Here is a 25687-nt window from a genome sequence, read left to right on the forward strand (position 1 = left end):
CTGCGGGGGCCCGCACGACTGGTTCACCGTACGGAAATACACCAGGACGGGGCCGCGATACTGGAGGAACAACCAAGAGGTGTTTGCGTCATCTGACCTGGCATTTACGATGCACTGACTCGCATTGGCCTAGTGAATGTGAGATGCCGGGTGTGGTGCCCGGCAGCCCCGCAAGGAGACCGCCCATGCACGTCGAAGACCTCCTCCGGCTGGAGTCCCTGGACCTGACCCTGCTCTGGGGCGACGGCCCGCAGCTCACCCGGGAGATCAGCGGGGTGACCGCGACCGACCTGGAGGACCCGGGGCGCTTCCTCCAGCGCGGCGAGCTGGTCCTCAGCGGCCTGGTGTGGTGGGCCCCGGCGAACGACGAGGCGAAGACGGAACGTTTCGTCGCCGCCCTGCACGAGGCCGGCGCGGCCGCGCTGCTGGCCGGCGAGGAGACGCACGGGGGCGTGCCGGAGGTGCTGGTCGACGCGTGCCGCCGGCACGGGATCGCGATCCTCTCGGTGCCGGTGCACACCTCCTTCCGGGCTGTCACCGACACGGTGTACCTGCGCCAGTGGGGCGACCTCAGCAGGCGGCCCGCCGACCACTACGCGCTGCCCGAGAACGTCCGGGCGGAGCTGAGCCGGCTCCTCGCGGACGGTGCGGACCCGGACACGCTGCTCACCCGCGCGGTCGCCCACCTCGGGGCCCCGCCCGCCTACGTGCTCAGCGCCACGGGCCGCACGATCGCCCGCACCCCGACGGCCCCGCGGCTCCCGGCCGGGCGGGCGGCGCAGGCCCTGACGCCCTCGTCCACCGCCCCGGCCACCACCCTGAGCATCGACCCGGACGCCTCCGTGTACGGCCAGTGGCATCTGCACCTGCCCGAGCAGGTCGAGGCCCCGCCGCGCATGCTGCACGAGATAGCCGAGGTGTTCGCCCAGCACCGCCAGGGGACGCTCCGCCGCGAGAGCGCCTCCCGCGTCCTGGCCTCGGACCTCCTCGCCCTGGCCGACGCCCCGTCGAGCTCCGCCCCCGCCCCGCTCCGGCGGGCGCTGGGGAGGTGCGGCCTCGCGGATCAGGGCCCGTACACCGTGATCACGACGGACGGGACGGCGGACGACGACGGGGGCCTCGACGCCCTGACCGAGGCGCTGCGCCACCTCACGGGCTGCGGGTTCGCGGTGGGCCGCCTGCCGACGGGGGAGCCGGGCGCGGTGATCGGCCCCCGCGCGAACCCGGCCACGAACCCGATCACGGCCGCGAACCCGACCACGGCCACGAACCCGATCACGGCCGCCAACCCGACCACGGACCCGGTCGCAGGGGCGTCCCATCCGGTCGCCGCCCTCAAGAACCTGTGGCCGACACTCCAGGCCCGGAACGCGAAGGTCCCTCTCCACGGCGGGATCAGCGCCCCGGCCGCCGCCCCGCAGGACCTCAAGGGCGCTCTGACACAGGCGCGTTACGCACTGACGGCGGCCCGCGCGGGAAGACTGACCTCGGTGACGGCCCGCCCGGGAGACGCCCGCCCGGGAGACGCCCGCCCGGGAGACGCCCGCCCGGAAGCGGCAGCCGGTACGGGGCCGGCAGCCGGTACGGGGCCGGCAGGCGCGGCGAGGGGGCCCAACTCTCCGAAGGGGCCCGACGCCTCGGCGGACCACCGGGCCCGGCTCACGGCGATCGAGGAGCTCACGACCCTCGACGCCCTCCTCGCGGGCATCCCCGCCGACGTACGCACCGCCTTCGGCATCCACGCGCTGGGCCCGCTCGCCGACGACACGAACCCCTCGCACCGGATGCTCCTGGAGACCCTCGACGTCTTCCTCGCGCACAACGGCTCCTGGGCCCGCACCGCCGAGGCGCTGCACCTGCACGTCAACACCGTGCACTACCGCATCCAGCGCGTGGAGGTGCTCACCGGCCGTGACCTGGCCCGCCTCGACCACAAACTGGACCTGAGGGCGGCGCTGCTCTGCCGCTGACGGGCGGCCGGGGGTGTCTCGTCGATCAGGGCCGGTCGATATGGACGTTGGTCGACTTCACCCGGGCCGTGGCCGTCACGCCCACCTCGATGCCCAGCTCGTCGACCGCCTCGCGGCTCACCAGGGAGACGATCCGGTGCGGCCCGGACTGGATCTCCACCTGGGCCACGATGTCGTCGACGGTGACCGCGGTGACGATCCCGGCGAACGAGTTCCGCACCGAGGTCCGCGTCTCCCCGGGCACGGGATGCAACCCGGCGGCCCGGTCCTTGGCGAACGCGGCGAGCCCGACCCCGTCGATCACCCGGTTCCCCGACCCGTCCCGCTCCATGGCGAGCTGCCCCCCGTCGGCCCACCGGCGGACGGTCTCCGAACTGACGCCGAGCAGCTCCGCGGCCCGGCCGATGCTGTACGTCGGCACGGGGGCACTCTAGGGCAGGGAAGGTCCCCCGGGCCGAGGTGTCCGGCCCGGGGAAGACAAGCGTGATTCCGCCGCGGCCATCGGACTCCGATCGTCGACACCGCTCCACCCATCCACCCCTACCGGACCCCGCGCCGGCGTGACCGAGCGCTCCTGGGGGGCGTCGAGACATCCACGCCCTGCCGTGGATGTCTCGGCGGGGCCGTGGCCCTCATCGCTCGCCCACGAGGATCGCGAAACCGTCGAGATGCCGGGCGAGGCTGTACTCGAACAGTTCGTCGAGGTCAGGGGCCGATTCCTCGTGCACCTGCGCGAGCAGCGGGAACCGACCGCTCGCGAACAGTTCCTCGGTCCGTGCCTGCTGTGCCTGCAGCCACCGGGCGAGCGTCACCCCGGTCTCCTGTGCCGCCTCCGCTTCGTTCGACGTCGACAGGGCGACGTGGAGGACCAGTGAGTGCAGTGCCAGCGCTTCCTGCATTTTTGTCCGCAGCGGAAGGTCGAGACCGTCGAGCGCACGCAGGATCCACTCCGTGTGCACCATCATGTTCGGCGCGAGCGACGGGCGGGTGAACGAGACGGCTTGGGGCAGCCAGAGATGCCGGCAGCACAACGCCCATTGCCGTCGCGCGACCAGTTCGAGCTTGGCCCGCCAGCCCGCAGGCCCTGGGTGGGGTAGTTGCGCTTCGCCGAAGACCAGATCGGCCATCTGCGTCACGAGATCATCCTTGCTCGCGATGTGCCGGTAGAGCGACATGGGCCCCACTTCCAGCTCCGCGGCGACCCGGCGCATGGAGACGGCGTCGCATCCCTCGACGTCTGCGATCGCGATGGCCGTCCGCAGCAGATCCTCCCGCCTGAGCGCCTGTCTGGCACCGCGCGAACCGGTCGGCAGCCGGGTGGCCGGTGCCCGCACCCGCCTGGTCGGCCGTGGCAGGTCCGGCGAGGAGCTGACCACCGTGCCCGAGCCGACCTTCGTTTCGGCCAGTCCGCCTTCGCGCAGGGTGGCCACCACCCTGGTGGCTGTCGCGATCGCGACGCCCCAGCGGTCCGCGATCTGGCGGATCGACGGCAGGCGCTCCCCCGGCCGGAGATCGCCGGACCGGATCCTGGCTTCGATCTCCTGCGCGATACGCAGGTAGAGCGGCTCCGGCTGGGCCATGGCAGGCATGCGCATCTCCCGATCTCTTCGTAGCCCTTTCAAGGACCTCAAGTGAACTAGTTCACTCTGCGCAGAGTAGTGCACTTATGTCAGCCGTTCAAGCCGAATCTGTTGACTGCGCGGACCGCTCTAATACGCTGTACGCATCGGATCGATACACCGTACGCACCCCGGGGGTGGTCATGCGGCCCCGCGCAAGCCGTCGGCGCGAATGACCAGCGCAAGCACCAGCGCAAGCACCAGCGAAAGAGCAACGCCATGTCAGAACTCACCATCTCCGAAGAAGTTCTCCTGGTCGCCCTCGACCACGTGACCGGCAGGGGAAAGACGCGTCTCGGCCTCGACTGGGCGGTGGCCGGCGCGGGAGTCGTCGAACTGGCCCTCGCCCAGAAGATCACCGTGGGCGAAAAGGACATCGTCACCGTGCTGGATCCGACTCCGACCGGGATCGCGCACCTGGACGCCGTGCTCGCCGAGGTGGCCGACGGAGTCAAGGTCTCGAAGGTGCTGCGCCGGACGCGTGGCGGCGCACCCGACCGCGCCCTCACCGCACTCGTCGAACGCGGTGTGCTGCACCGCAGGCGGACCTGGGTGCTCGGCATGCTCCCCGTGCATCGCTACCCGATGAGCGACCCGTCGGCCGAGGCCGCAGTGCGCGCCAGACTCCACGCGACCGTCCTCGCGGGAGAGGAGCCGAGCGAGCGCACCGCCGCCCTGATCGGCGTGCTGCACGCCTCGAAGCTGTGGCGCCGGGCGGTGCCCTCCGGCGGACGCAAGCAGGTCCGGCGGCGGATGTCCGACATCGCGGCTGGCCAGTCCATCAGCCCCGCGGTGCGCAAGGCCATCGCCCGGACACAGGGGGCCATCACCGCGATGGCGGCAGCGGCGAGCAGCGGCTGAGCCCGCTCCAAGACCGACCACAGCGTCGAGCCTGAGCTCGACTGAGGAAGAAGAGGAAAGACCCGATGGTGAACGAGATAGAGACCGACTACTTGGTGATCGGCGCGGGTGCGACGGCGATGGCCTTTGTGGACACCCTGCTGAGCGAGACGCAGGCGACGGTGACCATGGTCGACCGTTACCACCGGCCGGGCGGCCACTGGACCATCGCCTATCCCTACGTACGGCTCCACCAGCCTTCCACCATGTACGGCGTGAACTCCCGCCCACTCGGAGACGGCCGGGTCGATCAGGACGGCTGGAACGCCGGGTTGTACGAACTGGCGGGCGCGGCCGAGATCTGCGGCTACTACGACCAGGTCATGCGCCATACGTTTCTGCAGTCCGGACGTGTCTCCTACTTCCCCATGGCCGAGTACCAGGGCGAGGGACGGTTCCGTCTGACGACATCGGGCACGGAGTACCGGGTTGCCGTACACCGGAGGATCGTGGACACCACGTATCAGGGCGTGACGGTGCCGGCCATGCGACCGCCGGAGTTCCAGGTCGCGCCCGGCATCTCCCTTGCTCCGCCGAACGACCTGCCCGGTGTTCGCGAACCCTACGACCGGTACGTCGTCGTCGGCGCAGGCAAGACCGGGATCGACGCCTGCCTGTGGCTCCTCGAGCAAGGGGTCGCACCCGCGGACCTGACCTGGATCATGCCCCGCGCGCCGTGGCTCCTCGATCGGGCGCAGGTGCAACCGCTTCCCCTGCGCCGCGTCACGGATCTCACGAGGGACTACGCCGCCAAGCACGAAGCCATCATGGGCGCCGCATCCGTGCCCGACCTCTTCGAGCGGCTGGAAGCTGCCGGCGCCCTCCTGCGGATCTCCCCGGAGGACCGGCCGACGGCGTTCCGCTGCGCGACCGTATCGCAGGCGGAACTGCGGGAACTGCGCAAGATCAAGGATGTCGTCCGTCTCGGCCGGGTGAAGCGGATCAACGAAACGGACATCGAACTCGACGGCGGCACGATCCCGACCGGCCCTCGTGTGCTGCATGTGGACTGTACGGCGGACGCCATCAGACAACTCCCCGTCGTTCCGGTCTTCCAGGACGACGTGATCACCCTGCAGTCGGTCCGGGTGTGCCAGCCGGTGTTCAGCGCCGCCCTCATCGCCCATGTCGAGGCCACGGGTTCCGACGACACCGCGAAGAACGAACTCTGCCCGGTCACGCCGAACCCGAGGACCGACGTCGATTGGCTCCGCTACACGCTGTCCGGGAACTCGGAACAGCTGCGTTGGGCGGGCAACACGGATATCGGTGCCTGGTTGGACAGTTCACGACTGCACCCCGACATGGCCCCGCCGATGCCGGAGGACCCGGCGGAACGCGCGGCATTCGAGCAGCAGGCCGTGGCCGTGGCACAGGCCCAGAACACGAAACTCGAAGAACTTCTGAGGACCCATGAGGAACGTTGATCTGCCGCAGTCGCGGAACCCGAACGCGGTGAGGAGTACCAAAGCGATGCACGGACGCGGCAAACGGCCCTGGAATCGCGCCCCTTGGGTGCTCGCACTGATGACCACTCTGTGCGCGGAGTTGACGTTCACCGCGGTCGCGGTGCCGAAGACGTGGCTGCTCCTGCCCTTGCTCCTGGTGATGTACGGGGCCGGCGTCCTGGTGATCCGCGAGGCCGTCGTACGGGTCGGCGGCGGCTGGCCGAGCCTCGTGCTCCTGGGCGTGGCCTATCAACTGGCAGAAGACGGCTTGGGCTTGCAGGCCCTGACCAGCCCCCAGATGTACGACGCCGCCGACTGGGGCCTGCGCGCCTTCGGCGTGAACCTGACCTACTGGGAATCGCAGATCGGCGTCCACGTCGTACTCAGCGTCCTCGTGCCCATCGGCCTGACCAACCTGCTCTTCCCGGCACAGCGCGACCGGCCGTACCTGAGCAACAAGGGCCTGATCGGCACCATCGCCTTGGCGATCGTGGGTGTGTTCGGGCTGCGCGTCTTCATCTCCGGGCTCATGGATCCCGGGTATCGGACGCCGTGGGGCTGGACGGCGGTGTTCCTCGCCCTCATCGCCGTGTGCTGGGTACTCGCGCTGGTGGTGCTGCCCCACCGCCGCACCAGGCGCGTTCGCCCGGCCCGGTCCGTGCCCCGCCCCGGGGTGGTCGGGTTCGTGTCCATGTACCTGACGATGGCCTTCCTGACCACGTTGCTCCCGCTGGGCCTAGGATCCCAACTGCTGCTCGGCGACCTGATGTCGCCCCTGCAGCGCCTGTTCGTCGCAGCCCTGACCGCCGTGCCCTTCGGCCTTCTCGTACTGCGCTGGAAGGCTGCCGCCGACTGGAGCGACCGGCATCGAATCTGGCTGATCGGCGGGATTCTCGTGTCGCACACCGCGTTCATGATGTACGGCTCGGTGAGCGCCGTATGCGTCGGAGCCGTCACCCTCGCGGTGGAGGTCTACTTGCTGACCGTTCTCACCCGACACGTGCGCCGCCGCGCAACAGCGCATCATGACGGTCACCATGCGGCCCGCCCGATCTGATGCTTCCGGGGCGGGCCGTGGTGGGCTGGTGACGTGTCCAGCCGCAGGCAGCCGTCGCGGCGACACGCCGGACGTCTCCCGACGGAGCACGTCGGGGCATTTCGCAGTACGGGTCCAGGGGTCGTGACGCCGGACTCTCCGGCAGGGAGCCATATGCAGACCCGGCTCCCTGCCGGCTCCCAAGGCGCCACCGGAAACCACTCAGGGGCCTGATCCACTAAGTGGATCAGGCCCCTGAACTGGTGTTTCAGCTGTCGGGGTGGCGGGATTTGAACCCACGACCTCTTCGTCCCGAATGAGGGTCGGGTGGGATCGACACCTGCGAATTTTGTAAAACTGCAGGTCAGGTGATTGGTCTGAAGCGGCGCGGAGAGGTTCCGGTTGGCCTCTGAGGGAAGATCATCTCCCAGGAATTTCCCAGCGAGGGGTGCAGTGCTCTCGAAGTCTTGGTTCCGAGCTGCATAGCACAAGTAAATTGCTCGGTCCTCTCTCGGCTGTGTTGTCCAGTCATGTGACGCACGAGTGCCCGGGGTTCCCGGCAGGAAGCAGCTTCACCTGTCCAGCCGGAACACGCAGTGGGCGGTCGGCGGCGGCGTTCCACAGGACCACGTTGCCATCGGCGACGCCGAACGAAAGGTAGGGGGTGCTTGGTACAAGCGCGCCACCCTGCTCGTTCAGGGCGTGAACCGAGACTGTGGGACGGACGCAGACCCAGTCCGCTGAAATACCGAAATACGGTGGGGCCTTGGTGTGATGAGTCGCTGCTCGTTTCAGCTTGTCGGCCGCATGCTGCGGTGACGCGAAGGTCCACTCGGTGGCTGTGAGCAAGCCAAGGGCTAGGAAGAGTGCGGCCAGGGTGCCAGCGGAGACGCTCCGCGGCCGTATGAAGTGAAAGTAGCGCAGGACGCCCCAAACGGCTGCTATGAACAGGATCGCCGCAAGGGTGGGCCACAGCAGTTTCACCGCCGCGATGAGCTGGTATGCCCCGCTGACCGCCGTCTCTTCCGGTGACAGAGACAGCTCGTCCGCATAGCCGTCCTGCAGGATCCTACCGGTGAGGGGCAGAGCCGCCACGAGCAATGTGGCGAGTAGGGGAAGCGCCGTCGCGGCCAGTATCTGCCATCGCCAGCGGCGCCCCAGCAGGATCAGACCAGTCACGTAGAAGCCGATTGCTGCCGTCGCCCAGGCGGACCGGGAGTCGACGCCGTCGAAGAGCCCAGGGATGCCCAGCGTGTAGACGGCCACTACGAGTGTTGCGATGATGCAGATCACTAGACACTGGAGCCGAGAACGAGCCAAAGGCACGGCGAAAGCCGTCCACCAGGCTGGGACGGCACAGACGACAGCGAGGAACCAGCACACTGCGGCCGCAACGGGAATCAAGTGCTGAGCTGTTGACAGGAAGAGGGACATGGCGAGCAGTGGCCCGCCGAAGAGCGCCACAGCCCTGTTGAGGGCGTCCTCTCCATGACGGAGAGTCCCGGTGCGCCCCCGTCCGTCTAGCGGCCGCACGTCGAGGTCCGCTCGGGGCCCGTCCGTTCGCAGATGCCGGGCCAGGTGTCGGGCGGCGTCCTTGCTCGCATGGATGCGCACGCGGACGTCGAGCAGCCCAGTGTGCGCCGCGCACCAACGCGTGGCTGTTCGCCAAAGCCGACGGAAGCCCGGTGTGACGGTGCCTTCGGATTCGTGATCTGCCGAGTGCACCTGCCATTCGGGCTCAAGGACCCGATCGATCTCCTCGCGCCGGAACAGCCGACCGTAAATCACAGTCTGTACCGACCGGCTCAACTCTGTGATCTGCCAAGCTGCTTCGCGGTCGGCACGCCAGGTGGAGCCCATGATCGGTACTTCCACCCACCAGAACTCGCTGATATTGACATCGGAGTCGAACGCCCGGAGGACCGTGCGTCGCTCTTTTGGGCTGAGCTCGTGGCACGTCCAGCCCAGCTCCCGTATCCGCTGCATGGCTTTGTCCCATTGCGGCCTGCCGCCTTGCAGCTCGATCAGAGTGGTCACCGTGCAGTCCGGTCCACGGGGAATCATCGGGCACCCTCGATATGGTCGGCGAAGGGTGTCTTTTCAGCCAGCATGGCGGTGTCCGTCCTCAATCTGTCTCGATCGTTGGAGTCCAGAGAAACGACGATATGGCTCGGCACTGACAGGAAGACGGCGCGTTCAGCGGGTACGTCCCACTGCGGGTGCGTCGTGCTGACCTCCGCTGAGGCCGCCGGCGTGGTGGATCCATCTGATGACTCGGTCTGACGAAGACTTTTCACGTCCTGGCCTGTGGCTCAGGCCGGCAGGCCCGCTGCGTTCGCCGCCCTGTCGCCCAGTTCGACTGGATCACCGCCTGGCTCAGCAACATCCCGTGGTGCACTGCTACAACTTCAGCCAGGCAGAGCAAGACCGGCTGGCACGCTGCGTGTGCGTCCCTGAGCAGAATCTCGGTGATTGGTCCGCCGCTGACACCTGGCTCAAGCACGAGAGCTGGGGTGTAGCTGGGCCTCCCAGGGGTCGCACTGTCCCACTCGTAGACGACGGTGCGCAGTGTGTTGAGGTATCGCCCTACGAGTAGAGCCATCGTGTAGGGGCCGTGGAAAGCGAGATGCACCTCCGCACGGCCGCTGTGTGCGGCAAGCGCTTTGATCTGTTGGTCTCCACGGGTACGGTCTCCAACGTCCTCAACCACCCCGAGCTCGTACGCGAGGACACCCGCGTGCGCGTCGAACTCGCCATCGCAGAGCTCGGGTTCGTGCGGGGTGGCATCACGTCAGAACACGCGGCCCATTGGCGCCGAAACGGCTTCGCCACTTGGCTGTTCACCCCGGCAGTCTCCGGCTGGTACCCGAAGAAGGCGCCACAGGAAGCCCGCCCGGTGCCCATCCTCGGCGAGCCGTGGCCCGGCATCCCGGCCCGAGGCCGAGGTGCTGCTGCTCGGGCGGATACCTGCTGGCTCCCGATCGCCAAGGGCCTAACACCCCACGGCCTCCGCCACACCCACCGCACGATGATGGAGGACCTCGGCACCGAGAAGGTCCTTATGGACGAACGCATGGGCCACATCGACGGCTCGGTCTCGGCCCGATACGCCCACGTCACGCCCGGCATGCGCAAGCGCCTCATGGCCGGCCTGACCGAGCAGTGGGAGGCGGCGCTCGATGCTCGGCTCGCGATGTGCCCGACGTCGCCGACACGCGTGCTCAACGACCTCCTCCTCACACGAGCGGTCGCCCTGAGGTAGCTCCATTCTGTTCTCGCGGCGTCGTTGCGGGGACAGAGCGGACCTCGGCGCCTACGAGGACGAAACCTGGGTCTATCCCTGTTCGGCACAAGCACGTCGTCCCGTAGGGGGACAAGCGCGCTGTCTCGAAAAGGGACAGACGGTGTTACGTGGGAAGGCCCTGGTCTCAGTCGCCCCGAGTTTTAAGAAGAGACGGCGACCGTCGCCGCTGAGCCCCACTTAGCTGGACGCCCTCGCTGACAGGAACTCGAAGCAGCCAGTGCCCTACGCGAACTGCGCACCCCCAGCTTCACGCTGCCCCATCCACCTGAGCGCCCATCCATGCACCGATCACCGCCGCGCCCCCGACTCGAGCCAACTCGCTCGCGCGGACTGCCGATGGTCCTCGTCGCTCAACTGCACCTGCGTCCTCTTCAGCCCGGGAGAGCCGCAGTGGCCATCGCGACGGTACGGAATGTGAGCAGCCGCCATCCAATTTCGTGTGCCGCGTCGAGCACGGAGTTATCCGTCGTTTCGAACTCCGTGAGGAGTGCCTCGGTCTCGGTACGGTCGCTGCGATACAGAGCATCGAGGAGGCGGAGAACCAGCAGCTTCAATGGCCCGTCAGCCGCTCTGTCCAGGTGCTCCTCGTCGACATGGGCGATGATCTCCGTCAGCCTGTATAGCGAAGGGAGAGCATGGGTCTCGTTCTGGATGAGGGCCATGCCGACCTGCAGGCCAACGTTGTGCACGGCGGTTGCGATTGTCTGAGGGTTCAGCTTCGACGTGGTCGCGTAGCCGTCGAGCGTCGCGAGCTCGACGGCGACATCGGTCCAGCTGCCCTGGAATGCGAGCGCTTCCGCCAAGAGGGCAATAACGTTGATCCGTTGAGCAATGGGCAATTGGGCGTTGTCCAACATCGCCCGACACCGAATCTCGATCTCAGCGTCATCGACGCTTCTATCGCTCAACGCCTGCGTTATATACCCGATTTCAGCAAGAATCTTGGAAACATCTGTATCCGGCAGTCGTGCGCCGAGTGCTTGCAGGTCGGCGATAAGGCAGATGACCGCTTCACCTGGAACCTCACGATGCGTTGCCATACGGAGTGTGGTCAGGACGTTAGCGACCGCGCTTGCTGCATCGGTTGGATGAGAGTCAGCGAGTTGGAGAGCTAGCTCGTGGACGCGCTTCAGGTGGGGGAACAAGCGGTCCAGCGGTGCACCCTGCTCCCGCATCACAGCAACGAGCGGAAACAGCGTCTTGATCTCAAGTACGGGTGCCGGAGCGGTGCGGGCCCTGATCACATTGAGCTCCGCTTCGAAGCAGGATCGTGCTCCTGCCAGACTCCCGATGCGGAAGTAGGCACCGCCGAGGTTGCCGTAAAGGACTGCAAGGTCGTCGGAGCTGATCCCGAGTCGCAGGGCATGGCCGGCGAGGCTCTGCGCGTGTGGAACCAGCCGATGCATGCGGTGCTCATCCTCATCATCGATGAACTCAGCGAGCCAGCCCTGGGTGTGAAAGGCGGCGCGGCTGAGGATCGGCTCCACGTCTCCGGAGCCTTCCAGGGTGTCCCGCACTACGTGCTGCACGATCTCGTTGATGCTGATCGTCTCGTCGAGCTCGTCAGGATGCTCTGACTTCGCCTGCCGGTGAGGCCCGCCCGCGCTGAGCGGCTCACTCCGCTGCACGAGGGACTCGGTCCGCAAGGCACGGTGGATCTCCAAGACGCTGAGAGGGTTCTGGCTTGATTCCACCATGATCAGCGGCCCCTTCAGGCCGCTGCGCATGACGGACTCCTTGGGTACCACGGCTGCGGCGACCAGGAGCTGGAGCGGAATCTGGCGAGAGGCCAGATACGAGGCGGTGGTGATCGAAGCGATTGCCGCGCTTGATATGTCCTGCTGCCGAACGCCTCTCGCGGCGCGGCCGATCCGTTGCAGCGCTACCCGGATGGCCGCGACGAGTGTGCGCGGATACCCAGGCGGGACGGACTGCTCGTCGTCCAATGCGCGATCGCGGATGAGTTCCAGATAGCGCGACACTTCTGCAAGGCCGAGCCCGCAACTGGCCAGGTAGCCACAGGCCAGCTCGATGGCTAGAGGCCAGTACTCCAGGTTCTGCGCCAGCTCGACTGCTGCCTGTTCGCTCCCCTTGTCCCAGACGGAGCCGTCGTTGGACAGCCGCAGGCGGATCAGCGACACGGCCTGGTCGGTGGTGAGGTGAGTGACGGGTACTAGTCGGGGGTGGGTGGCCCAACTGCTCTGATTGGTGGATGTAATGATCAGGTGCCCACGCCCGCTGGTGGGCAGCCACGGAAGTAGACGGCGACGGTCTGAGGCGTTATCGATGATCATGAGCCAGCGGCCCGGGAACGCGCTCAGGAGCGCGTGCACTCGATGACGTAGGGCAGAGGAGTCCATGTTCGCCTGCGCTTGCTGCGGGGCGAGCCAGTCGTGCAAGGCGTGATAGGAGGCGGCCAGGCTGGCGTCGCTCTCCGCATCAACCCAGAAGATGTGGTCGTAGGAATCCGCGACATCGTGAGCATACGCAGCTGCTGCACTGGTCTTTCCGATACCGGACAATCCCAGCAGTACGCAGGCCCGCACCACTCGATCCTCGGGTGCTTCCGTGAGTGCCCGGTGAATGTGCGCCAACAGGTCGGGCCTGGGGAGATCCGGCGGCGACGGGACGGGCCCCACCATGATGCCCCAGTCGAAGCTGCCAAGGTCATGGGCGAGGTGAGTGGCCTCTGTCAACAGTTCGGAACGGAAGTCCGTCAAGGTGAGAACTCCATCGAACTCGCCACAGGCTCTACGGAAGATCTCCGAGACCAGGTGATTGGTCATGCGCCCTGCCGAGCGAAGTCCAAGGCCGCTGCGCTGCTGCGAACGGAATTTCCTGATGCGTTCCCTTAGCTGCTCGCGCAGCTCATGTGGCTCGCGGGTATCCGGCACGATGCGTGCTCGACGCAACCGCAACAATTCGTCGTGGTTAAGGCCCTTGGCGTTCTCTTCCTGTCTCGAGCTCCGCTCCAGGAGCGCAGCCAGCTGCTGTTGGAGCTCATCGGGATCAGTGAGGCGCAGAACCCGGTTCAAGTGAACTGCCTTGGAGTGCAGTCTCATATTAGTGATCAAGCTGTAAGCCTTGGCGCTTGGTCTGGCCTTGATCATCCGCATCAGCACAGCGAAAGCAGTCGGAGCAGACAGCTCGGTACCCGGTCCTCCTGATTTCACTTGCGCGGCCAGCACGGGGGACCGGTCGCCATCTACCAGATCGAAGTCGATGGCGTCCGGGTCGTCCACTCCCTCTGCGTCGGTCTCAGTCGGTTCGATGACCGCAGCGTGTACGCCAGGTCGGAGCCCCTCGGCGGCAGCAAGCAGCTCCTCCAGCGTGACCAGATACTGGTACTGAAACCCGAAGGCGGCAGCCTGCCCTCCACGCTCCGCCATGTCGCCGCCTTCGTCTCAGCGCTCAAGTCTTCTTGCCGTGATCAACGTGGCAGCTGCTGTGGATGGTTCCGTCGCTACCGGGGCCTCATGACCGGCCTGGCCAAGCGCGGAAGAGAGCGCTCGGCCGAGAGCGATACCTGGAGCCAGCCTCGACGGCTGGCTCCAGGCAATTCAGGCGCCAAACACTGCTTGGTATGCGCTCTGTCCTGCCCCGACGAGCATGTTCAGGCCAGGGGTAGCCGTACCGATTGCGGTGAGGGTCGCGTTCAGCCGATCGAATGCCGCCCGCACACGCCCCGGCTCAGGCTCGTCGGTGGTGGCAGCTTCTTCCAGGACCTCCGCGTCCAGAATCAACTGGCCCTGCTCCTCTGCGGAGATGCCCAGGCTCGGCGCGAACTGCCGGACCTGTTGGGCGAACTCAGCGAGTTTGGATGCGTCCAGGCCGAAGGAGTTGTTCTGTACGACGTGCTGCTGCGAGCCAGCAACGAAGCCGTGGGAGCCGGTGATGTTGTAGGTGTCGCCGCCAGTTGGTTGACGGCTCAGAAAGTCATTCACGGTGCCTCCAGCGAGTACGCAGCGGGTACCTTGCGCCGTGGTCAAGACTGCGACCTCGGCATCTGTGACCACCCGCTCGACAAGAGCGTGCTCGCGCAGGTAGTCGAGCGCGCTGAGAACTTCTGCCTCGGTCAGTGGCTCCCCGGCAAAGCTGCACAACGGGTCTTGTAGGAAAGCCAGCGCCGGAACCGAGGCTTGCCTTCCGCCCACACGTAGGACCCAGCGCAACAACACATCGCAGGCGTGTCTGAAGCGCTCGACTGCGTCGGTGCGGAGAGCGAGCAGGCGGCGCGCTTCCAGCAGTCCGTCGTCGGTGGGGAACACATCGGAGAGTCCGCCGGCGAGACTTCGCGCGATCTTGACGAGACCGAGCTTTTCAAGCTGCAGCGCCATGTTGTCGCTGTCGTCTTCCGGTAGTCCCTCGTCCCGCGCGAAGACCCGCACGTCTACGTAGTGGCTCGGATTCTGCTGGACCGAGTCGTACAACCAGAGCAGCAAGCGGGACAGCTGGGGGTCGCTTTCGAGGCCACTGGCACTCGCGAGGGTGAGCATGCCCATGGATGGAGGCTCACCCTCGATGGGGATGCGCACGGGGTGCTTGCGGTTCGCCCGCTCGAACTCCTTGACGATCTCTTTCTGCATCTTCGCGATCGCGCGCTTGTCGATCTTGAACCCGACCAATCCGGTCTCCTATGGGGCGGTGGTGGTTCAAGGCTAGACGTGGCCACTGACAGTGAGCCCGCGTTTCCATCCGAAGCATCCGTTGCCGGGGAGGAGGCCGGCGCTAGGCGGTCGTGGGGAGCCGCATCCCGAAGTCGGCTCCCAAATGGCTCCCCGAATGGCCCTCGAACGCGCATCAGGCCCGGTACTGATTCCTCAGTACCGGGCCTGACCTGGTGTTTCTCTGTCGGGGTGGCGGGATTTGAACCCACGACCTCTTCGTCCCGAAGCAACTCGGGTACTGGTACTGCCTTGGTCTGGCACGGCTCTAACCTGCGCTGATGGTCCGCTGACGTCCGCGCTCGTCCGCCGTTGTTCGTCGGCGTTGTCACGCAGTTAGACACTCAACGCTCGACGGTTGATCGTCGGCGAGTCGGTTGTCAGTGCTGGCGTCTATGGTCTCAAACGCGCGGTCGGCTTCCGGGGGTTCCAGCTCTGAAGAGAATGGTTGCATCCCCGGCCTGTCTGGGGGTGGCCCGGAGAATCGCCGGGACCTAACCGACGGTCGGGCTTTGTCGATGGCCAGCAGATGACCTGCCAGAGCCGACCGCGCACCACCTCCCCTCGGGGGTACCACCTGATCCGTAGCTCTAGCCAGATCACTCATCAGCGGTCATACAGGTTGCCGGGCAGGGGATGAGGGGTACCGACGGCTGTGGCCGGTTGCTGTACTTCGCTGCTGTACTGCAACGCCGGGCAAGGGGGCAAGCTCCGAGAAGCCTGCCCCCGCCTATCACTTGCCCTTCGGCTTGTGCTTGGTCGGGTCAACGAGCTTGTAACCCTGGCCAGCCTTGGGCGTCGGCGGAAGGGGCTTGCCCTTCACGGCCGTGACCTCGGTCTTGGAACCGGGCACCTTGTACTGCCCCGACTCCGGCGCCGGCGTACCCGGCGTAAGCTTCTTGGCCATCCTGATCACCTACCCTTCGAGCTGGATGCCGCTCGATGTTGATCCCGCCCTTCTGGGTGAAGGGTAGAGCCGTGTAGGGTCGTTGGGCGCCTAGGAACGCATCACGACCCCAGTTCGAGCAGGCACCGACCCCGCGTCAGTCCTTCTGAACTGGGGTCTTTCGTGCTGTCGAGAAGGATAGCGCCTCCTGTGGCTCAAATGGGGTACGAGAACCACAACTTGTGGGCCCGCCAGGCGACCCAGCTACTAAATGTGGGGGTAGCTGCGAACCTTTCAGGCTACCGGCAGCCACTGACAACGTCTTTGGAGTCTCAATGGGTCGATTCACAGCGGCAGGCTGCGGCCCATCAACGGAGGACGTCACTCCGTCCCGACTCTGAGGTCTGGCCTCATCCTTGTCAGGTCGATCACTGCGGCTCAGCATCCTGGATCAGTCGGCTTCCTCCCTGGAGCGTTCAGTCGCCACGGTCCGGCGTCGGCTGCCGTTGTTCGCCCCTGTTGGTGTCAGTAGCTGATGTCAGACATCGGTGCCCCTCTTGACAGGGTCCCGGTTGCCTAGGTCCATGTCTTCGAGGCTCGCTAATCCTTCGTGACCACAAGCGACTGATGCTCCCCGTGGCCAAACCGGGCGGTGATCGTTACGGCAGTAGCCGTGTCCTCCACGGCTGACGCATCAATCTCCCAGTGTTGCTGAGAGTGGCCAGCGATGCGGTACGGCAGCGGGGGCCCTCCATCAGGGAAACGATTGTTGGCGCCGACGAGAAGCGCTCGCTCTGAGGTGATGAAGAGAGAGGCAATCTCTGTCTCCTCTCGTCCCGTATTACTGACGGAGATGAGAACGGCTCGCGCCGTCTCATGGGCGCTGCCTCTCATGAGGTGCTCAGTGAAGATCGCGCTCAACTGCACGTTGGGTCTGGATCTTTCGATTTCACGCTTGGCAAGGCGCGCTTGAGACACGCTGATCGCGACCGCCGCAATCGAGACAATGAGACTGGCAATGGATAAAACGAGGGAAGTCATCCCCGGCCCCCTCCGACAAGGTCATCCCACATCGTCGCAGGCCAGGTAGGCCGATGAAGGTGGTTTGTCGAAGTTCTCAACCCGAACCAACAACCCACCACCCAACCCCAGCTCCCATCCCGTCCGCCTTCGACCCACACGTCGTGGAGCGGTCGTGGTTCAGGGCGTCAAGGTGGAGCGCGCCACTGTACGAACGACCTTGACGCCCTGGGCCGCGACTGCTCGGCTCTGCCTGGGTCGAAGGTGGTCGGGATGGGAGCCCCACGACGCTCACCACACTCCGGCCGGCACTCGCGAACGGTGCCCCGTCCATCCCGGAGTCTGAGCGCCCCCGCCGGAGGCATCCTCTTGAAGCCGCGGGCTTGGTTCTCGTCTCATGCCCCACGGGCCTATCCACTGCGGGCGCGCGTCGGCGGCGGCAGCGCCGAGCGGGCCGAAGGCAGGAGCGCGGGCGCAGCCAGAGCCGGGAAGCGCGCCCGGCGGAGCGGAGCGCAGCCGGGTGCCTTGATGAGGTAGAGAAACCTGTAACAACTCCGGGGAGGAGCAGAGCGTTAGGGTCCCGGCTGGGGGTGGATCGCCTGCGCGATGGATTGCATGGAGTCGGTCACCGCTTCTGCTTGGGCCTCGATGAAGAGTTGGTGCTTGTGCGGCTTGTTGGCGTACCCGATGGCCGTGCTACCGATCGCGTGAGCGGCTTGGATGTCCGTCAGTGAATCGCCAATCAGGGCGCACCGGGTCACGTCGACGTCCAAGGACTCGGCTGCCGTGATCAGTGAATGCGGGTTCGGCTTCATGAGTTCGGGATGCTGCTCAGGTCGGCCCACCACCGTGAGCACGTACTGCGACAGCTCATGCTGATCAAGAAATGTCCGGACGGACTCGGCAGAGTTGTTGCTCACTACCGCGGCCCCCCTCCCTGACGCTCGCACCGCCTCCAGGGACGCGACGGCTCCCGGAGTAGGGGCTCCTGCCACTCCTACCGCTTCGATCTCGGCTGCGGTGAGGGCTTTCTCGACTTCCAGACCTGCGGCGTCATCGGCCTCGTGGGCCAGGCGCAGGACTTCGAGGGGGTCGTCGATTCCAGACAGCTTCTCTTCCAGCTCCGGGTTGTGCCTGGCCGCAAGTGCGGCAAGTTCCCTGGCGACTTGATCCGCGGGTCGGCCAGCGAACACATCGCAGATGGGGCCGTCGAAGTCGAAAAGCACCACGGTAGTGCTGGCAAGTGCTGCGGCCAGGTCGTCAGTGTCCATCAAGGTCGAATCCCCTCGCGATGCTGTTCCAGACGCTGTCGAACCACATGCCAGCCTGCTGGACCTGCTGCGTGCCGCTAGATGACTCGCTGTCGTTGACGGAGTGGTGGAAGAGGACGGTGTCCTTGCCAACCAGGTCGTAGATTTCGATGGACTCGCCCTGCGCCACAACCTTGTTGGGCTTGATCGGGTAGTAGCCGAAGAACGCGTCTACTCCGTTGATCACGTACAGCTTGAAGAACTGCGTACCACTGTGGACTCGCACGTCAACGTTCGTCTCGGGGACCAAGCCCAGGTGACTCAGCTCCGCCATTGAGTCACGGATGCTGCGGGCGTACCCGACCATGATGTCGTGCATGCGGGACCGGAGCCGTTCGTCATCGCCGCAGTCCTCACGGCGGACCGGAGCCGCCTGGGGGACAGCCATGTCCGGAACGAGTATGCGGACCTTGATGCTTGCCGGTGTCAGCCTGCCGATCCGGATCTTGTCCAACGGCTCTTGCAGTGCTCCGTGCAGGGTTTCGCTGGAGAACCCGGCGAAGTCGATGGTGACGTTCGTGGCGCCAAAGGCCTGCTCTACGTAAGGACGTAGCCCCGCCGGCCGTTCCGTCCGGCTGCGGACGAAAACTCCGCTTCCCTTGCGGGAGACCACTAGCCCTTCGTCTTCGAGGTCCCGCAGTGCGCGTTGGATGGTTGCGCGCGCGAAGCCGTAGTGCTCCGTCAGCTCCTTCTGCGACGGCAGCTTCTCCCCTGGTGCGATTTTCCTCGTCCGGACTGCTGCTCCGAGGCTGCTCGCAACCTGCTCGTAGGGCGGCCGGTCATCGTCGGGGTCGAGGGGATCGGGAACGAAGGTCATGGGGCGATGGTACGCGGCGGCCCCGACATTGGGACAGCCAAGACAGTCAGGTGTTGACATGACTAGCCATGTTGCTTACGTTGGTCATGCAGCCAAGAAGGCTAGCCAAGTCAGTCACCTCTGTCTGAGGAGCAAGCTCATGCCGTCCTTCAAGATCGATGTCTCGACCGCTGTTGTGTTCGTTGCGACGCCTCCGACGCCGAAGCTTGTGAGCAAGCAGACCGGTGAGATCGCGATCGACCGGGAGACCGGTGCCCCGCTCGCGACGGTGGGTCTGCTGGTCGCGGACGACGGGGAGGGCAACCTCTACCAGGTGACCGTGCCGAACACGGGTGTCCCGGAGAACCTGGCCCCCGGTACCCCGGTCACGGTGATCGGTCTCAAGGCCCGGGACTGGGAGAACACGTTCAACGGCCAGACCCGGCACGGGATCAGCTTCCGCGCGGTCGCTGTGACCCCGCTGGGGGCCTGATCATGTCCGACCTGTCCACGGTGATCGAGGTTGCGGGGGCCTTATCGGCTGTCGGTGGCCTCGGTTACGCGAAGGCCCGGTCTCCGCGGGTGTTCTGGTCGCTGGTGGGTGCCCCGGTCGCGCGGGTCCGGTTCTCGGTGACGTATCGGGCGACGATGGATGTGTGCGGGCTGACGGTCCAGCCGTCCCGCCTGCGGGCGTTCATGGTCCGCAACGTGGCCCGCCAGGAAGTCCAGCCCGTTCCCCCGCAGGTCCGCCGGGTCCGCTACTCCTCGACCGGGATGCGGGCGACGCTTCGCCTCCCGGCTGGCCTGGAGCCTGCCGACGTGTCCGCCGCCTGCGAACGGCTTCGCCACGCCTGGGGCGTCCACTCCGTCCACGTGGTCGAGGTGAAGCCGGGGTTCGTGGAACTGCGGATGACCGGCTACGACGTTCTGCGCCGCGTGAAGATGCCCCGCCGCCTGCCCCGCAACGTCACCGCTGGTCCGCTGGTCGTGCCGGTGGCGCTGCGGGAGGACGGTACGGCGTTCGTCCGGGACTACCAGAAGGTCCCGCACGCCCTGACGGTCGGCGCGAACCAGTCGGGCAAGTCGATGTATCAGCGCAACCTCATCTCCGGACTGGCCAAGCTCCCCGTCGGTCTGGTCGGGATCGACTGCAAGCGGGGTGTCGAACAGCGCGGGTATGCGCCCCGCCTCTCCGCCCTGGCGGTCACTCCGGATGAGGCGGACGGGCTGCTGGAAGCCCTCGTGGGGGAGATGGAAGAGCGCTTCGACCTCCTCAGCGATCACGGTGTCGCGGACATCTGGGGTCTGCCTGTCACGGTGCGCCCGGTGCCGCTGGTGGTCCTGGTCGATGAGGTCGCGGAACTGTTCCTCGTCGCCGCGAAGAAGGACGAGGAACGCCGGGACCGGATGGTGATGCGGATGATCCGGCTCGCGCAGATGGCCCGCGCGGTCGGGATCTTCCTGGAGGTGTGCGGGCAGCGCTTCGGCTCCGACCTCGGCAAGGGAGCAACAGCCCTGCGCGCCCAGCTCACCGGGCGTGTGGTGCACCGGGTCAACGACAAGCAGACCGCCGAAATGGCCCTCGGGGACATCGCCCCCGAAGCCGTCTTCGCCGCCACCACCATCCCCCCGGACCGCCCCGGCGTCGCGGTGGCTGGGGACTCTTCCGGCGGCTGGTCCCGCATCCGCACCCCCGCTATGACCCCGGTTGAAGCGGTCGCGGTCTGCCGGGAGTACACGCACCTCACCCCGCACATTGCCGCTCTGGCACCGTTCCGGCCGGCCGTTTCCGCCGCCCCGGCCCCGGGCTCCCCGCTCCTCAAGCCCCGCCCGGCAACCAGCTAACTCCCCACCAAGCAAGGCCAGTTGGCGTGACTGTCTCGCGCCAGGTCCCTACCCCGCCCATGCCCGGAACCGGAAGGAACCCCCGCCATGGCCACCAAACGGACCACCACCAAGACCCTGAAGAACCCCGCCCCCGCCCCGGTCGAACCGGCATGCCAGCCGTGCGGCGGGTCCGGGAACGTCGCGATCACGGTGCGGGTCGGTCGCAAGCGCCGCCCGGTCGGCCAGCAGGACGGGCTTTGCCTCAACTGCCTGGGCTCCGGCACCGACCCCGACGCCTGACCCCTTCGCCCCGGTGCCGGGCGGTGAACCCGTATCCCGCCCGGCCCCGGCCCCGCCCCCTCGAAAGGAGGTGAACTCGTGTCCCGCATCCGTATCGACGCCGTACTCATCCAGGCCGTCATTGCCGGTGCCCTGTCCTTCGCCCACCTGCATGACCTGGCCGCAGCCGCCGGACAGGACGGCTGGAAAGCCTGGGCCTACCCCGTCAGCGTCGACCTGCTCCTCGTCGCCGCCTGGCGCCGCATGCGCACCACCGCAGACAACCGCGCCGCCTGGGCCTGGTTCATCATCGCCCTCACCGCCTCGCTCGGTGCGAACGTCGCCACCGCCGGACTCCTCGACCTCGGCAACGTCCCGGCCTGGCTGCGCATCCTCGTCGCCGGATGGCCCGCCCTCGCTTTCCTCGGCGGAACCCTCCTCGTCCACAGTCCCCAGGCTGCGCCCGCCGAGACCGCACCCGTCACCGCGGCACCGCTGCCCGCCCCTTCCGAGCCCGAACCGGTCCCGGACGTGACGGTGGAGCGCGCTCCCGAACTGCCGCCCGCGCCTGCTCTTGAGGAAGCCGCGGCACCTGCTCCGGCTCCGGTGTCCGCTCCGGCCGCGGCCGTTCCTCCGGCCCTTCTGGATCACGCCCGGAAGGTGGCCGACTCCCACCACGCCACCACCGGCAGCCGGATCGACTCCGCCACCCTCCGCGCCCGCCTCGGCGTCCCCGCACCCCTCGCAGACGCCATCACCGCCCAACTCGCCTAGTCCATAAGGAGGTTCATGTCATGGCGCGCCCGAATCACTTCACGAACGTGCTCCGTATCGGCCCCGTCCAGGTCGGCACCCACCACGACGGCCGCGGCCGGACGAAGCACACCGCCGCCTGCACCGCCCCCGGCTGCAACTTCTCCGCCGACTACCTCAACCGCTCCGCCGCCGAACTCGCCGCCCGCACCCACCGCTGCAACCCCTGACAGGAGGCCTACTCGTGTTCACCCCGAAGATCCCGCCGCCGGACACCGCCCCCGCCCCCGGCACGTCCCTCGTCCAGCCGCTCACCGGCATCACCCACACCCCGGCCTGCACCTGCCACCACAGCACCAGCGTCGCCCCGGCTCCGGCGCCCGCCCCGGCTGCTCCGGTCTCCCGGCCGGCCGTTCAGCTCACCCCGGGATCGCTGATCGCCGCCGCCGCGGGCGGGACCGCCATGGTCCTGATCATCGGGACGGTCCTGGTCTCGATGCTCCTCGCGACCGCGATCACCGCCGCGTCCGTCGCGATCTGCGCCGTGGTCCTGCGCTCGCTGCTCAACCGCCCGAACAACCGCTGACAGCCCCCGGGACGGCCTCAACCGCCAAGTTTCCGCCGCCCCGGGCGCCCATTCCACTTCCAGATCCAACGGACCCGAAAGGGAGATCCCATCATGCCCCAGCACACCCTGCCCCGGCCGATCTGCGGCCACTGCGACGGCTTCCCCACCGTCACCATCACCACCGGCCAGACCACCCCTGACGGCCAGCGCCAGACCATCACCGCGAACTGCCCCGCCTGCCGCGGCACCGGCCACACCACCACCCCCGCCCGCGCCCGCACCCGGATCGGGGCCTGAGCGCCATGGCCGACCTGACCCCCACTCCGGACCGCCCCGGCCTCCACGTCAGCAAGCCCTCCCCGAATGCCCCGGCCACCGGCTCGGCCGTCTGCCACTGCGGAGCCTCGGCCACCGCCACGGGCGACATCCAGGTGCGTGCCCTGGTCGAGGGCTACACCGCGAACCACGGCCCCGCCCACAACCGGACAGGACGCTGACCATGACCACCGCTGCCACCGCGGCGGGCCTGGACCCGGCCACCCTGGGCGATCTGCTCCGGGTGGCCGGGTCTCCCGGCTTCGACCGCCTCACCGAACAACTCCGCCGCACCGGAGGCTGCTCCCAGCCCATCCACCTCACCGGAGCAACCAAGACCACCGACCGCACCACCGGCACCCTGCTCCACCACTACTCGACCGACACCGAGCCCGGCGGCCGGTTACGGATTGCCTGCGGCAACCGCCGCGCCTCCCGCTGCCCCGCCTGCGCCTGGACCTACGCAGGCGACACCTATCACCTCATCCGCGCCGGACTCACCGGCGACCCCGACAAGGGCACCCCGACCACGATCCGGGATCACCCCCGGGTCTTCGCCACCCTGACGGCCCCCTCGTTCGGCCCGGTCCACAACCGGCCCGGCAACCGCACCTGCCGCTGCGGGACCCGGCACTCTGAGGACGCCCCGGAGTTGGGCACGCCGCTCGATCCGGAGACGTATGACTACGCGGGGGCGGTGCTGTGGAACAACCACGCCTCCGACCTCTGGCGCTACTTCACGATCTACCTCCGCCGCGAGATCGCCAAGCGAGCGGGACTCACCCAGAAAGCGGCCCGCGAACAGTCCAAGGTGTCTTTCGGGAAGGTGGCGGAGTACCAGAAGCGCGGGGCCGTGCACTTCCACGCGGTCATCCGCTTCGACGGACCCGACGGGCCGGACACCTCGCCCCCGGCCTGGGCCACCCTCGGCCTTCTGGACGACGCGATCCGCGCCGCCGCCGCACGGGTCGAAGTGGTTGTGCCGGCCGTTCCGGAAGCGGGGATCACCCAGGGGTGGACGCTGCGGTGGGGCACGCAGCTCGATGTGCAGCCCATCGGGGCGTTCGGCAACGGTGAGGACCTCACCGAACAGGCGGTCGCCTCCTACGTCGCCAAGTACGCCACCAAAGCCGCCGAGACCACCGGCACCGTCGACCACCGGATCGGCAACAAGGAAGCGCTCGTCCTCCTCGACGTTCCCGAGCACCCGCGGCGGCTGATCGAAGCGTGCCTGGACCTGCACCACGCCTACCCGGAACGCAAGCTCCGCGACTGGGCCCACATGCTCGGCTTCCGGGGCCACTTCTCCACCAAGTCCCGCGCCTACTCCACGACCCTCGGGGCCCTCCGCCAGGTCCGTGCCGACTACCGCGCCGCCGAGCAACGCGCCGCCCTCGGACTTCCCGATCCGGATGACCATCCGGAGGCCACCACGCTCACGCTCGCGCACTGGGCCTACGCCGGACACGGCCACACCCCCGGCGAATCCTGGCTCGCCGCCAACATCCACCGCGACATCCAACACAACCGCGAAACCGCCCGCGAACACCGCGCCGAACTGCTGAGCGCTGAGGAGGAATTGTGACCGTACTCGACATTGGGGGACCGGCGATCCTTCCGGCCCTGTACCGCGTTCCCGACGCTGTGAGGGTGCTGGGGCTGAGCCGAAGCGTCGTCTACGACTTGATCCGTGCTGGTCGTCTCCGGACCGTCAAGGAAGGGCGGACCCGCCTCGTTCCGGCTTCCGCCATCACTGACTACGTTGCGCTGCTGGAGCGGGAAGCTGGGGCTGAGCAGTGACTAAGCGGCGTAGTCGTGGTGATGGTGGTCTGCACTGGGATGAGAAGCGGCAACGATGGATTGCCACGGCCAGCCTCGGCTATGACCCCAGCGGCAAACGGATCGTGAAGCGGGCGAGCGGCACGACTAAGACCGCGGCCAAGGCTAAGTTGAAAGAGGTGCTGCGGGACTTCGAGGATGGCCTTGCCATCGCGCCAACGGGTTACACCGTCAGGGATGCGGTGACGGATTGGCTTGCGTACGGGCTCTCGGGCCGCGACAAGTCGACCGTCGAGACGAACACGACCCTCTGCAACACCCATGTGATTCCTTCCCTGGGCGCTCGAAAACTCCGGGACCTGAGCGCTGATGACGTCGACAGGTGGCTTGCGGACAAGGCCAAGGTGCTCAGCACGCGATCGCTGGAAGCCATCCGGTCGTGCCTCAACCGTGCGGTCAAGCGAGCCATGGCCCGGGACAAGGTGAAGCGCAACGTCGTTGAGCTGTGCTCGGTCCCCGCCGGCCGTCCTGGTCGGCCGTCCAAGTCGCTCACGCTCAAGCAGGCAGACGCCGTGCTCGTGGCTGCAGAGGACTCACCGCTCTACGCGTACGTCGTGGTCTCGCTCCTCACCGGTGGCCGTACCGAGGAGATGCGTCCGTTGTGCTGGGATCATGTCGACCTCGACGGAGATCCGACCGTCACTCCGGAGATCCCGCCGCACATCGCCGTTTGGCGCTCGGTCCGCAGCTCCGGTGACACCAAGACGAGGAAGTCCCGCCGTACGCTCGCGCTGCCGGGTCGGGCCGTCGACGCGCTCAAGGTCCAGCGTGAGCGTCAGGGCTGGCAGCGTGTCGCGGCTGGTGATCAGTGGCAGGAATCGGGGCTCGTCTTCACTTCGGCGGTCGGCACGGAGCTGGACGCGGCGAACGTCCGGCGAGAGTTCCGCAAGGTCCTGGCTGGGGCCGCGCAGATGCCGGGCGTCGACCTCAAGCCCCACGAGTGGACCACCCGGGAAACCCGGACGTCGTTCGTCTCGATCCTGTCCGACCGAGGCATCCCGCTCGAAGAGATCTCCCGGCTGGTGGGCCACTCCAGCACAGCCGTCACGGAGGAGGTCTACCGGAAGCAGATCCGCCCGGTGATCCAGACCGGCGCGACGGCCATGGACGGCATCTTCGGCACTCCTGCGCCTCCGGAGCGGTAGTCACGCAG

25 protein-coding genes and 1 pseudogene are annotated in these 25687 nt (G+C 67.2%); 16 read left to right on the top strand and 10 right to left on the bottom strand.

What is annotated here, in order from left to right; translation table 11 throughout:
* The first annotated feature begins 185 nt into the window (after positions 1 to 185).
* A complete protein-coding gene (locus ACH4UK_RS35455; RefSeq protein ID WP_398363150.1) occupies positions 186 to 1970 on the top strand; it encodes a helix-turn-helix domain-containing protein in 1785 nt (594 codons plus the stop codon).
* Between the two features lie 25 nt (positions 1971 to 1995).
* Here the strand turns inward: ACH4UK_RS35455 and ACH4UK_RS35460 are convergent, their stop codons facing one another.
* Positions 1996 to 2391 (bottom strand): molybdopterin-binding protein, encoded by a 396-nt coding sequence (locus ACH4UK_RS35460; RefSeq protein ID WP_398363151.1) that lies wholly within the window; start codon positions 2389 to 2391, stop codon positions 1996 to 1998.
* Between the two features lie 211 nt (positions 2392 to 2602).
* Complete coding sequence (locus tag ACH4UK_RS35465; protein ID WP_398363153.1) at positions 2603 to 3559, bottom strand: GntR family transcriptional regulator; 957 nt, start codon at positions 3557 to 3559, stop codon at positions 2603 to 2605.
* Between the two features lie 249 nt (positions 3560 to 3808).
* On the opposite strand from ACH4UK_RS35465, the gene ACH4UK_RS35470 reads away from it, so the two are divergent.
* The 3 genes from ACH4UK_RS35470 to ACH4UK_RS35480 all read left to right on the top strand — a co-directional run bounded on the left by ACH4UK_RS35470 (position 3809) and on the right by ACH4UK_RS35480 (position 6994).
* Positions 3809 to 4450, top strand: a complete 642-nt coding sequence (locus ACH4UK_RS35470) for a GPP34 family phosphoprotein (RefSeq protein ID WP_398363155.1) — start codon at positions 3809 to 3811, stop codon at positions 4448 to 4450.
* A gap of 68 nt (positions 4451 to 4518) precedes the next feature.
* Positions 4519 to 5916: an NAD(P)/FAD-dependent oxidoreductase gene (locus ACH4UK_RS35475; RefSeq protein WP_398363156.1), complete on the top strand. Its 1398-nt coding sequence runs from the start codon at positions 4519 to 4521 to the stop codon at positions 5914 to 5916.
* A gap of 100 nt (positions 5917 to 6016) precedes the next feature.
* On the top strand, positions 6017 to 6994 hold the full coding sequence (locus ACH4UK_RS35480) for a hypothetical protein (protein WP_398363158.1): 978 nt from the start codon (positions 6017 to 6019) through the stop codon (positions 6992 to 6994).
* A 507-nt stretch (positions 6995 to 7501) separates the two neighbouring features.
* On the opposite strand, the gene ACH4UK_RS35485 is transcribed toward ACH4UK_RS35480, so the two are convergent.
* Together ACH4UK_RS35485 and ACH4UK_RS35490 are read right to left on the bottom strand one after the other, a co-directional pair.
* A complete protein-coding gene (locus ACH4UK_RS35485; RefSeq protein ID WP_398363160.1) occupies positions 7502 to 9010 on the bottom strand; it encodes a hypothetical protein in 1509 nt (502 codons plus the stop codon).
* A gap of 256 nt (positions 9011 to 9266) precedes the next feature.
* Entirely contained in the window at positions 9267 to 9683 is a 417-nt protein-coding gene (locus tag ACH4UK_RS35490) for an SAVED domain-containing protein (protein ID WP_398363162.1), read from the bottom strand.
* On the opposite strand from ACH4UK_RS35490, the pseudogene ACH4UK_RS35495 reads away from it, so the two are divergent.
* Positions 9648 to 10235 (top strand): annotated as a pseudogene (locus tag ACH4UK_RS35495) (LacI family DNA-binding transcriptional regulator); the annotation flags it as partial. The gene ACH4UK_RS35490 and the pseudogene ACH4UK_RS35495 overlap by 36 nt on opposite strands.
* A gap of 413 nt (positions 10236 to 10648) precedes the next feature.
* Here ACH4UK_RS35495 and ACH4UK_RS35500 read toward each other — a convergent pair.
* From ACH4UK_RS35500 to ACH4UK_RS35525, 6 genes are all read right to left on the bottom strand, one after another.
* Positions 10649 to 13666 (bottom strand): hypothetical protein, encoded by a 3018-nt coding sequence (locus tag ACH4UK_RS35500; protein ID WP_398363164.1) that lies wholly within the window; start codon positions 13664 to 13666, stop codon positions 10649 to 10651.
* Positions 13667 to 13837: 171 nt separating this feature from the next.
* Positions 13838 to 14902: a hypothetical protein gene (locus ACH4UK_RS35505; RefSeq protein WP_398363166.1), complete on the bottom strand. Its 1065-nt coding sequence runs from the start codon at positions 14900 to 14902 to the stop codon at positions 13838 to 13840.
* A 772-nt stretch (positions 14903 to 15674) separates the two neighbouring features.
* Positions 15675 to 15848, bottom strand: a complete 174-nt coding sequence (locus ACH4UK_RS35510; protein ID WP_167531786.1) for a hypothetical protein — start codon at positions 15846 to 15848, stop codon at positions 15675 to 15677.
* 579 nt (positions 15849 to 16427) lie between these two features.
* The gene (locus ACH4UK_RS35515; RefSeq protein WP_398363168.1) at positions 16428 to 16868 is read right to left on the bottom strand and encodes a hypothetical protein; all 441 of its coding nucleotides are present in this window, start codon (positions 16866 to 16868) and stop codon (positions 16428 to 16430) included.
* Between the two features lie 551 nt (positions 16869 to 17419).
* Positions 17420 to 18118, bottom strand: coding sequence for an HAD family hydrolase (locus ACH4UK_RS35520; protein ID WP_398363170.1), 699 nt, complete (start codon positions 18116 to 18118; stop codon positions 17420 to 17422).
* Complete coding sequence (locus tag ACH4UK_RS35525; RefSeq protein ID WP_398363172.1) at positions 18108 to 18974, bottom strand: GntR family transcriptional regulator; 867 nt, start codon at positions 18972 to 18974, stop codon at positions 18108 to 18110. The genes ACH4UK_RS35520 and ACH4UK_RS35525 overlap by 11 nt, the downstream gene beginning before the upstream one ends.
* 139 nt (positions 18975 to 19113) lie before the next feature.
* Between ACH4UK_RS35525 and ACH4UK_RS35530 the strand changes: the two genes are divergently transcribed.
* The 11 genes from ACH4UK_RS35530 to xerC all read left to right on the top strand — a co-directional run bounded on the left by ACH4UK_RS35530 (position 19114) and on the right by xerC (position 25679).
* Positions 19114 to 19446: a hypothetical protein gene (locus tag ACH4UK_RS35530; protein ID WP_073879609.1), complete on the top strand. Its 333-nt coding sequence runs from the start codon at positions 19114 to 19116 to the stop codon at positions 19444 to 19446.
* 2 nt (positions 19447 to 19448) lie between these two features.
* On the top strand, positions 19449 to 20798 hold the full coding sequence (locus ACH4UK_RS35535; protein ID WP_398363173.1) for an FtsK/SpoIIIE domain-containing protein: 1350 nt from the start codon (positions 19449 to 19451) through the stop codon (positions 20796 to 20798).
* Between the two features lie 87 nt (positions 20799 to 20885).
* Positions 20886 to 21080: a hypothetical protein gene (locus ACH4UK_RS35540; RefSeq protein WP_398363174.1), complete on the top strand. Its 195-nt coding sequence runs from the start codon at positions 20886 to 20888 to the stop codon at positions 21078 to 21080.
* A 78-nt stretch (positions 21081 to 21158) separates the two neighbouring features.
* A complete protein-coding gene (locus ACH4UK_RS35545; protein WP_398363175.1) occupies positions 21159 to 21833 on the top strand; it encodes a DUF2637 domain-containing protein in 675 nt (224 codons plus the stop codon).
* Positions 21834 to 21853: 20 nt separating this feature from the next.
* A complete protein-coding gene (locus ACH4UK_RS35550; RefSeq protein WP_398363176.1) occupies positions 21854 to 22042 on the top strand; it encodes a mobile element transfer protein in 189 nt (62 codons plus the stop codon).
* A gap of 14 nt (positions 22043 to 22056) precedes the next feature.
* A complete protein-coding gene (locus ACH4UK_RS35555) occupies positions 22057 to 22398 on the top strand; it encodes a SpdD protein (protein ID WP_398363177.1) in 342 nt (113 codons plus the stop codon).
* A gap of 93 nt (positions 22399 to 22491) precedes the next feature.
* Positions 22492 to 22677, top strand: a complete 186-nt coding sequence (locus ACH4UK_RS35560; RefSeq protein ID WP_398363178.1) for a hypothetical protein — start codon at positions 22492 to 22494, stop codon at positions 22675 to 22677.
* A 5-nt stretch (positions 22678 to 22682) separates the two neighbouring features.
* Positions 22683 to 22877: a hypothetical protein gene (locus tag ACH4UK_RS35565; RefSeq protein WP_398363180.1), complete on the top strand. Its 195-nt coding sequence runs from the start codon at positions 22683 to 22685 to the stop codon at positions 22875 to 22877.
* A 2-nt stretch (positions 22878 to 22879) separates the two neighbouring features.
* Entirely contained in the window at positions 22880 to 24280 is a 1401-nt protein-coding gene (gene repSA / locus ACH4UK_RS35570) for a replication initiator protein RepSA (RefSeq protein ID WP_398363182.1), read from the top strand.
* Complete coding sequence (locus ACH4UK_RS35575) at positions 24277 to 24495, top strand: helix-turn-helix domain-containing protein (protein WP_398363183.1); 219 nt, start codon at positions 24277 to 24279, stop codon at positions 24493 to 24495. The genes repSA and ACH4UK_RS35575 overlap by 4 nt, the downstream gene beginning before the upstream one ends.
* On the top strand, positions 24492 to 25679 hold the full coding sequence (xerC, locus tag ACH4UK_RS35580) for a tyrosine recombinase XerC (RefSeq protein WP_398363185.1): 1188 nt from the start codon (positions 24492 to 24494) through the stop codon (positions 25677 to 25679). The genes ACH4UK_RS35575 and xerC overlap by 4 nt, the downstream gene beginning before the upstream one ends.
* Positions 25680 to 25687 lie beyond the last annotated feature (8 nt).

Source organism: Streptomyces sp. NPDC020884, from assembly GCF_044333935.1.
Lineage (GTDB): Bacteria > Actinomycetota > Actinomycetes > Streptomycetales > Streptomycetaceae > Streptomyces.

Bases quoted from the DNA above. Each gene is read 5' to 3' on its own strand.
- ACH4UK_RS35455 (WP_398363150.1), top strand. From the start codon at position 186: ATGCACGTCGAAGACCTCCTCCGGCTGGAGTCCCTGGACCTGACCCTG.
- ACH4UK_RS35465 (WP_398363153.1), bottom strand. From the start codon at position 3,559: ATGCCTGCCATGGCCCAGCCGGAGCCGCTCTACCTGCGTATCGCGCAG.
- ACH4UK_RS35470 (WP_398363155.1), top strand. From the start codon at position 3,809: ATGTCAGAACTCACCATCTCCGAAGAAGTTCTCCTGGTCGCCCTCGAC.
- ACH4UK_RS35480 (WP_398363158.1), top strand. From the start codon at position 6,017: ATGACCACTCTGTGCGCGGAGTTGACGTTCACCGCGGTCGCGGTGCCG.
- ACH4UK_RS35500 (WP_398363164.1), bottom strand. From the start codon at position 13,666: ATGGCGGAGCGTGGAGGGCAGGCTGCCGCCTTCGGGTTTCAGTACCAG.
- ACH4UK_RS35510 (WP_167531786.1), bottom strand. From the start codon at position 15,848: ATGGCCAAGAAGCTTACGCCGGGTACGCCGGCGCCGGAGTCGGGGCAG.
- ACH4UK_RS35515 (WP_398363168.1), bottom strand. From the start codon at position 16,868: ATGACTTCCCTCGTTTTATCCATTGCCAGTCTCATTGTCTCGATTGCG.
- ACH4UK_RS35520 (WP_398363170.1), bottom strand. From the start codon at position 18,118: ATGGACACTGACGACCTGGCCGCAGCACTTGCCAGCACTACCGTGGTG.
- ACH4UK_RS35525 (WP_398363172.1), bottom strand. From the start codon at position 18,974: ATGACCTTCGTTCCCGATCCCCTCGACCCCGACGATGACCGGCCGCCC.
- ACH4UK_RS35530 (WP_073879609.1), top strand. From the start codon at position 19,114: ATGCCGTCCTTCAAGATCGATGTCTCGACCGCTGTTGTGTTCGTTGCG.
- ACH4UK_RS35535 (WP_398363173.1), top strand. From the start codon at position 19,449: ATGTCCGACCTGTCCACGGTGATCGAGGTTGCGGGGGCCTTATCGGCT.
- ACH4UK_RS35540 (WP_398363174.1), top strand. From the start codon at position 20,886: ATGGCCACCAAACGGACCACCACCAAGACCCTGAAGAACCCCGCCCCC.
- ACH4UK_RS35550 (WP_398363176.1), top strand. From the start codon at position 21,854: ATGGCGCGCCCGAATCACTTCACGAACGTGCTCCGTATCGGCCCCGTC.
- ACH4UK_RS35560 (WP_398363178.1), top strand. From the start codon at position 22,492: ATGCCCCAGCACACCCTGCCCCGGCCGATCTGCGGCCACTGCGACGGC.
- ACH4UK_RS35565 (WP_398363180.1), top strand. From the start codon at position 22,683: ATGGCCGACCTGACCCCCACTCCGGACCGCCCCGGCCTCCACGTCAGC.
- repSA (WP_398363182.1), top strand. From the start codon at position 22,880: ATGACCACCGCTGCCACCGCGGCGGGCCTGGACCCGGCCACCCTGGGC.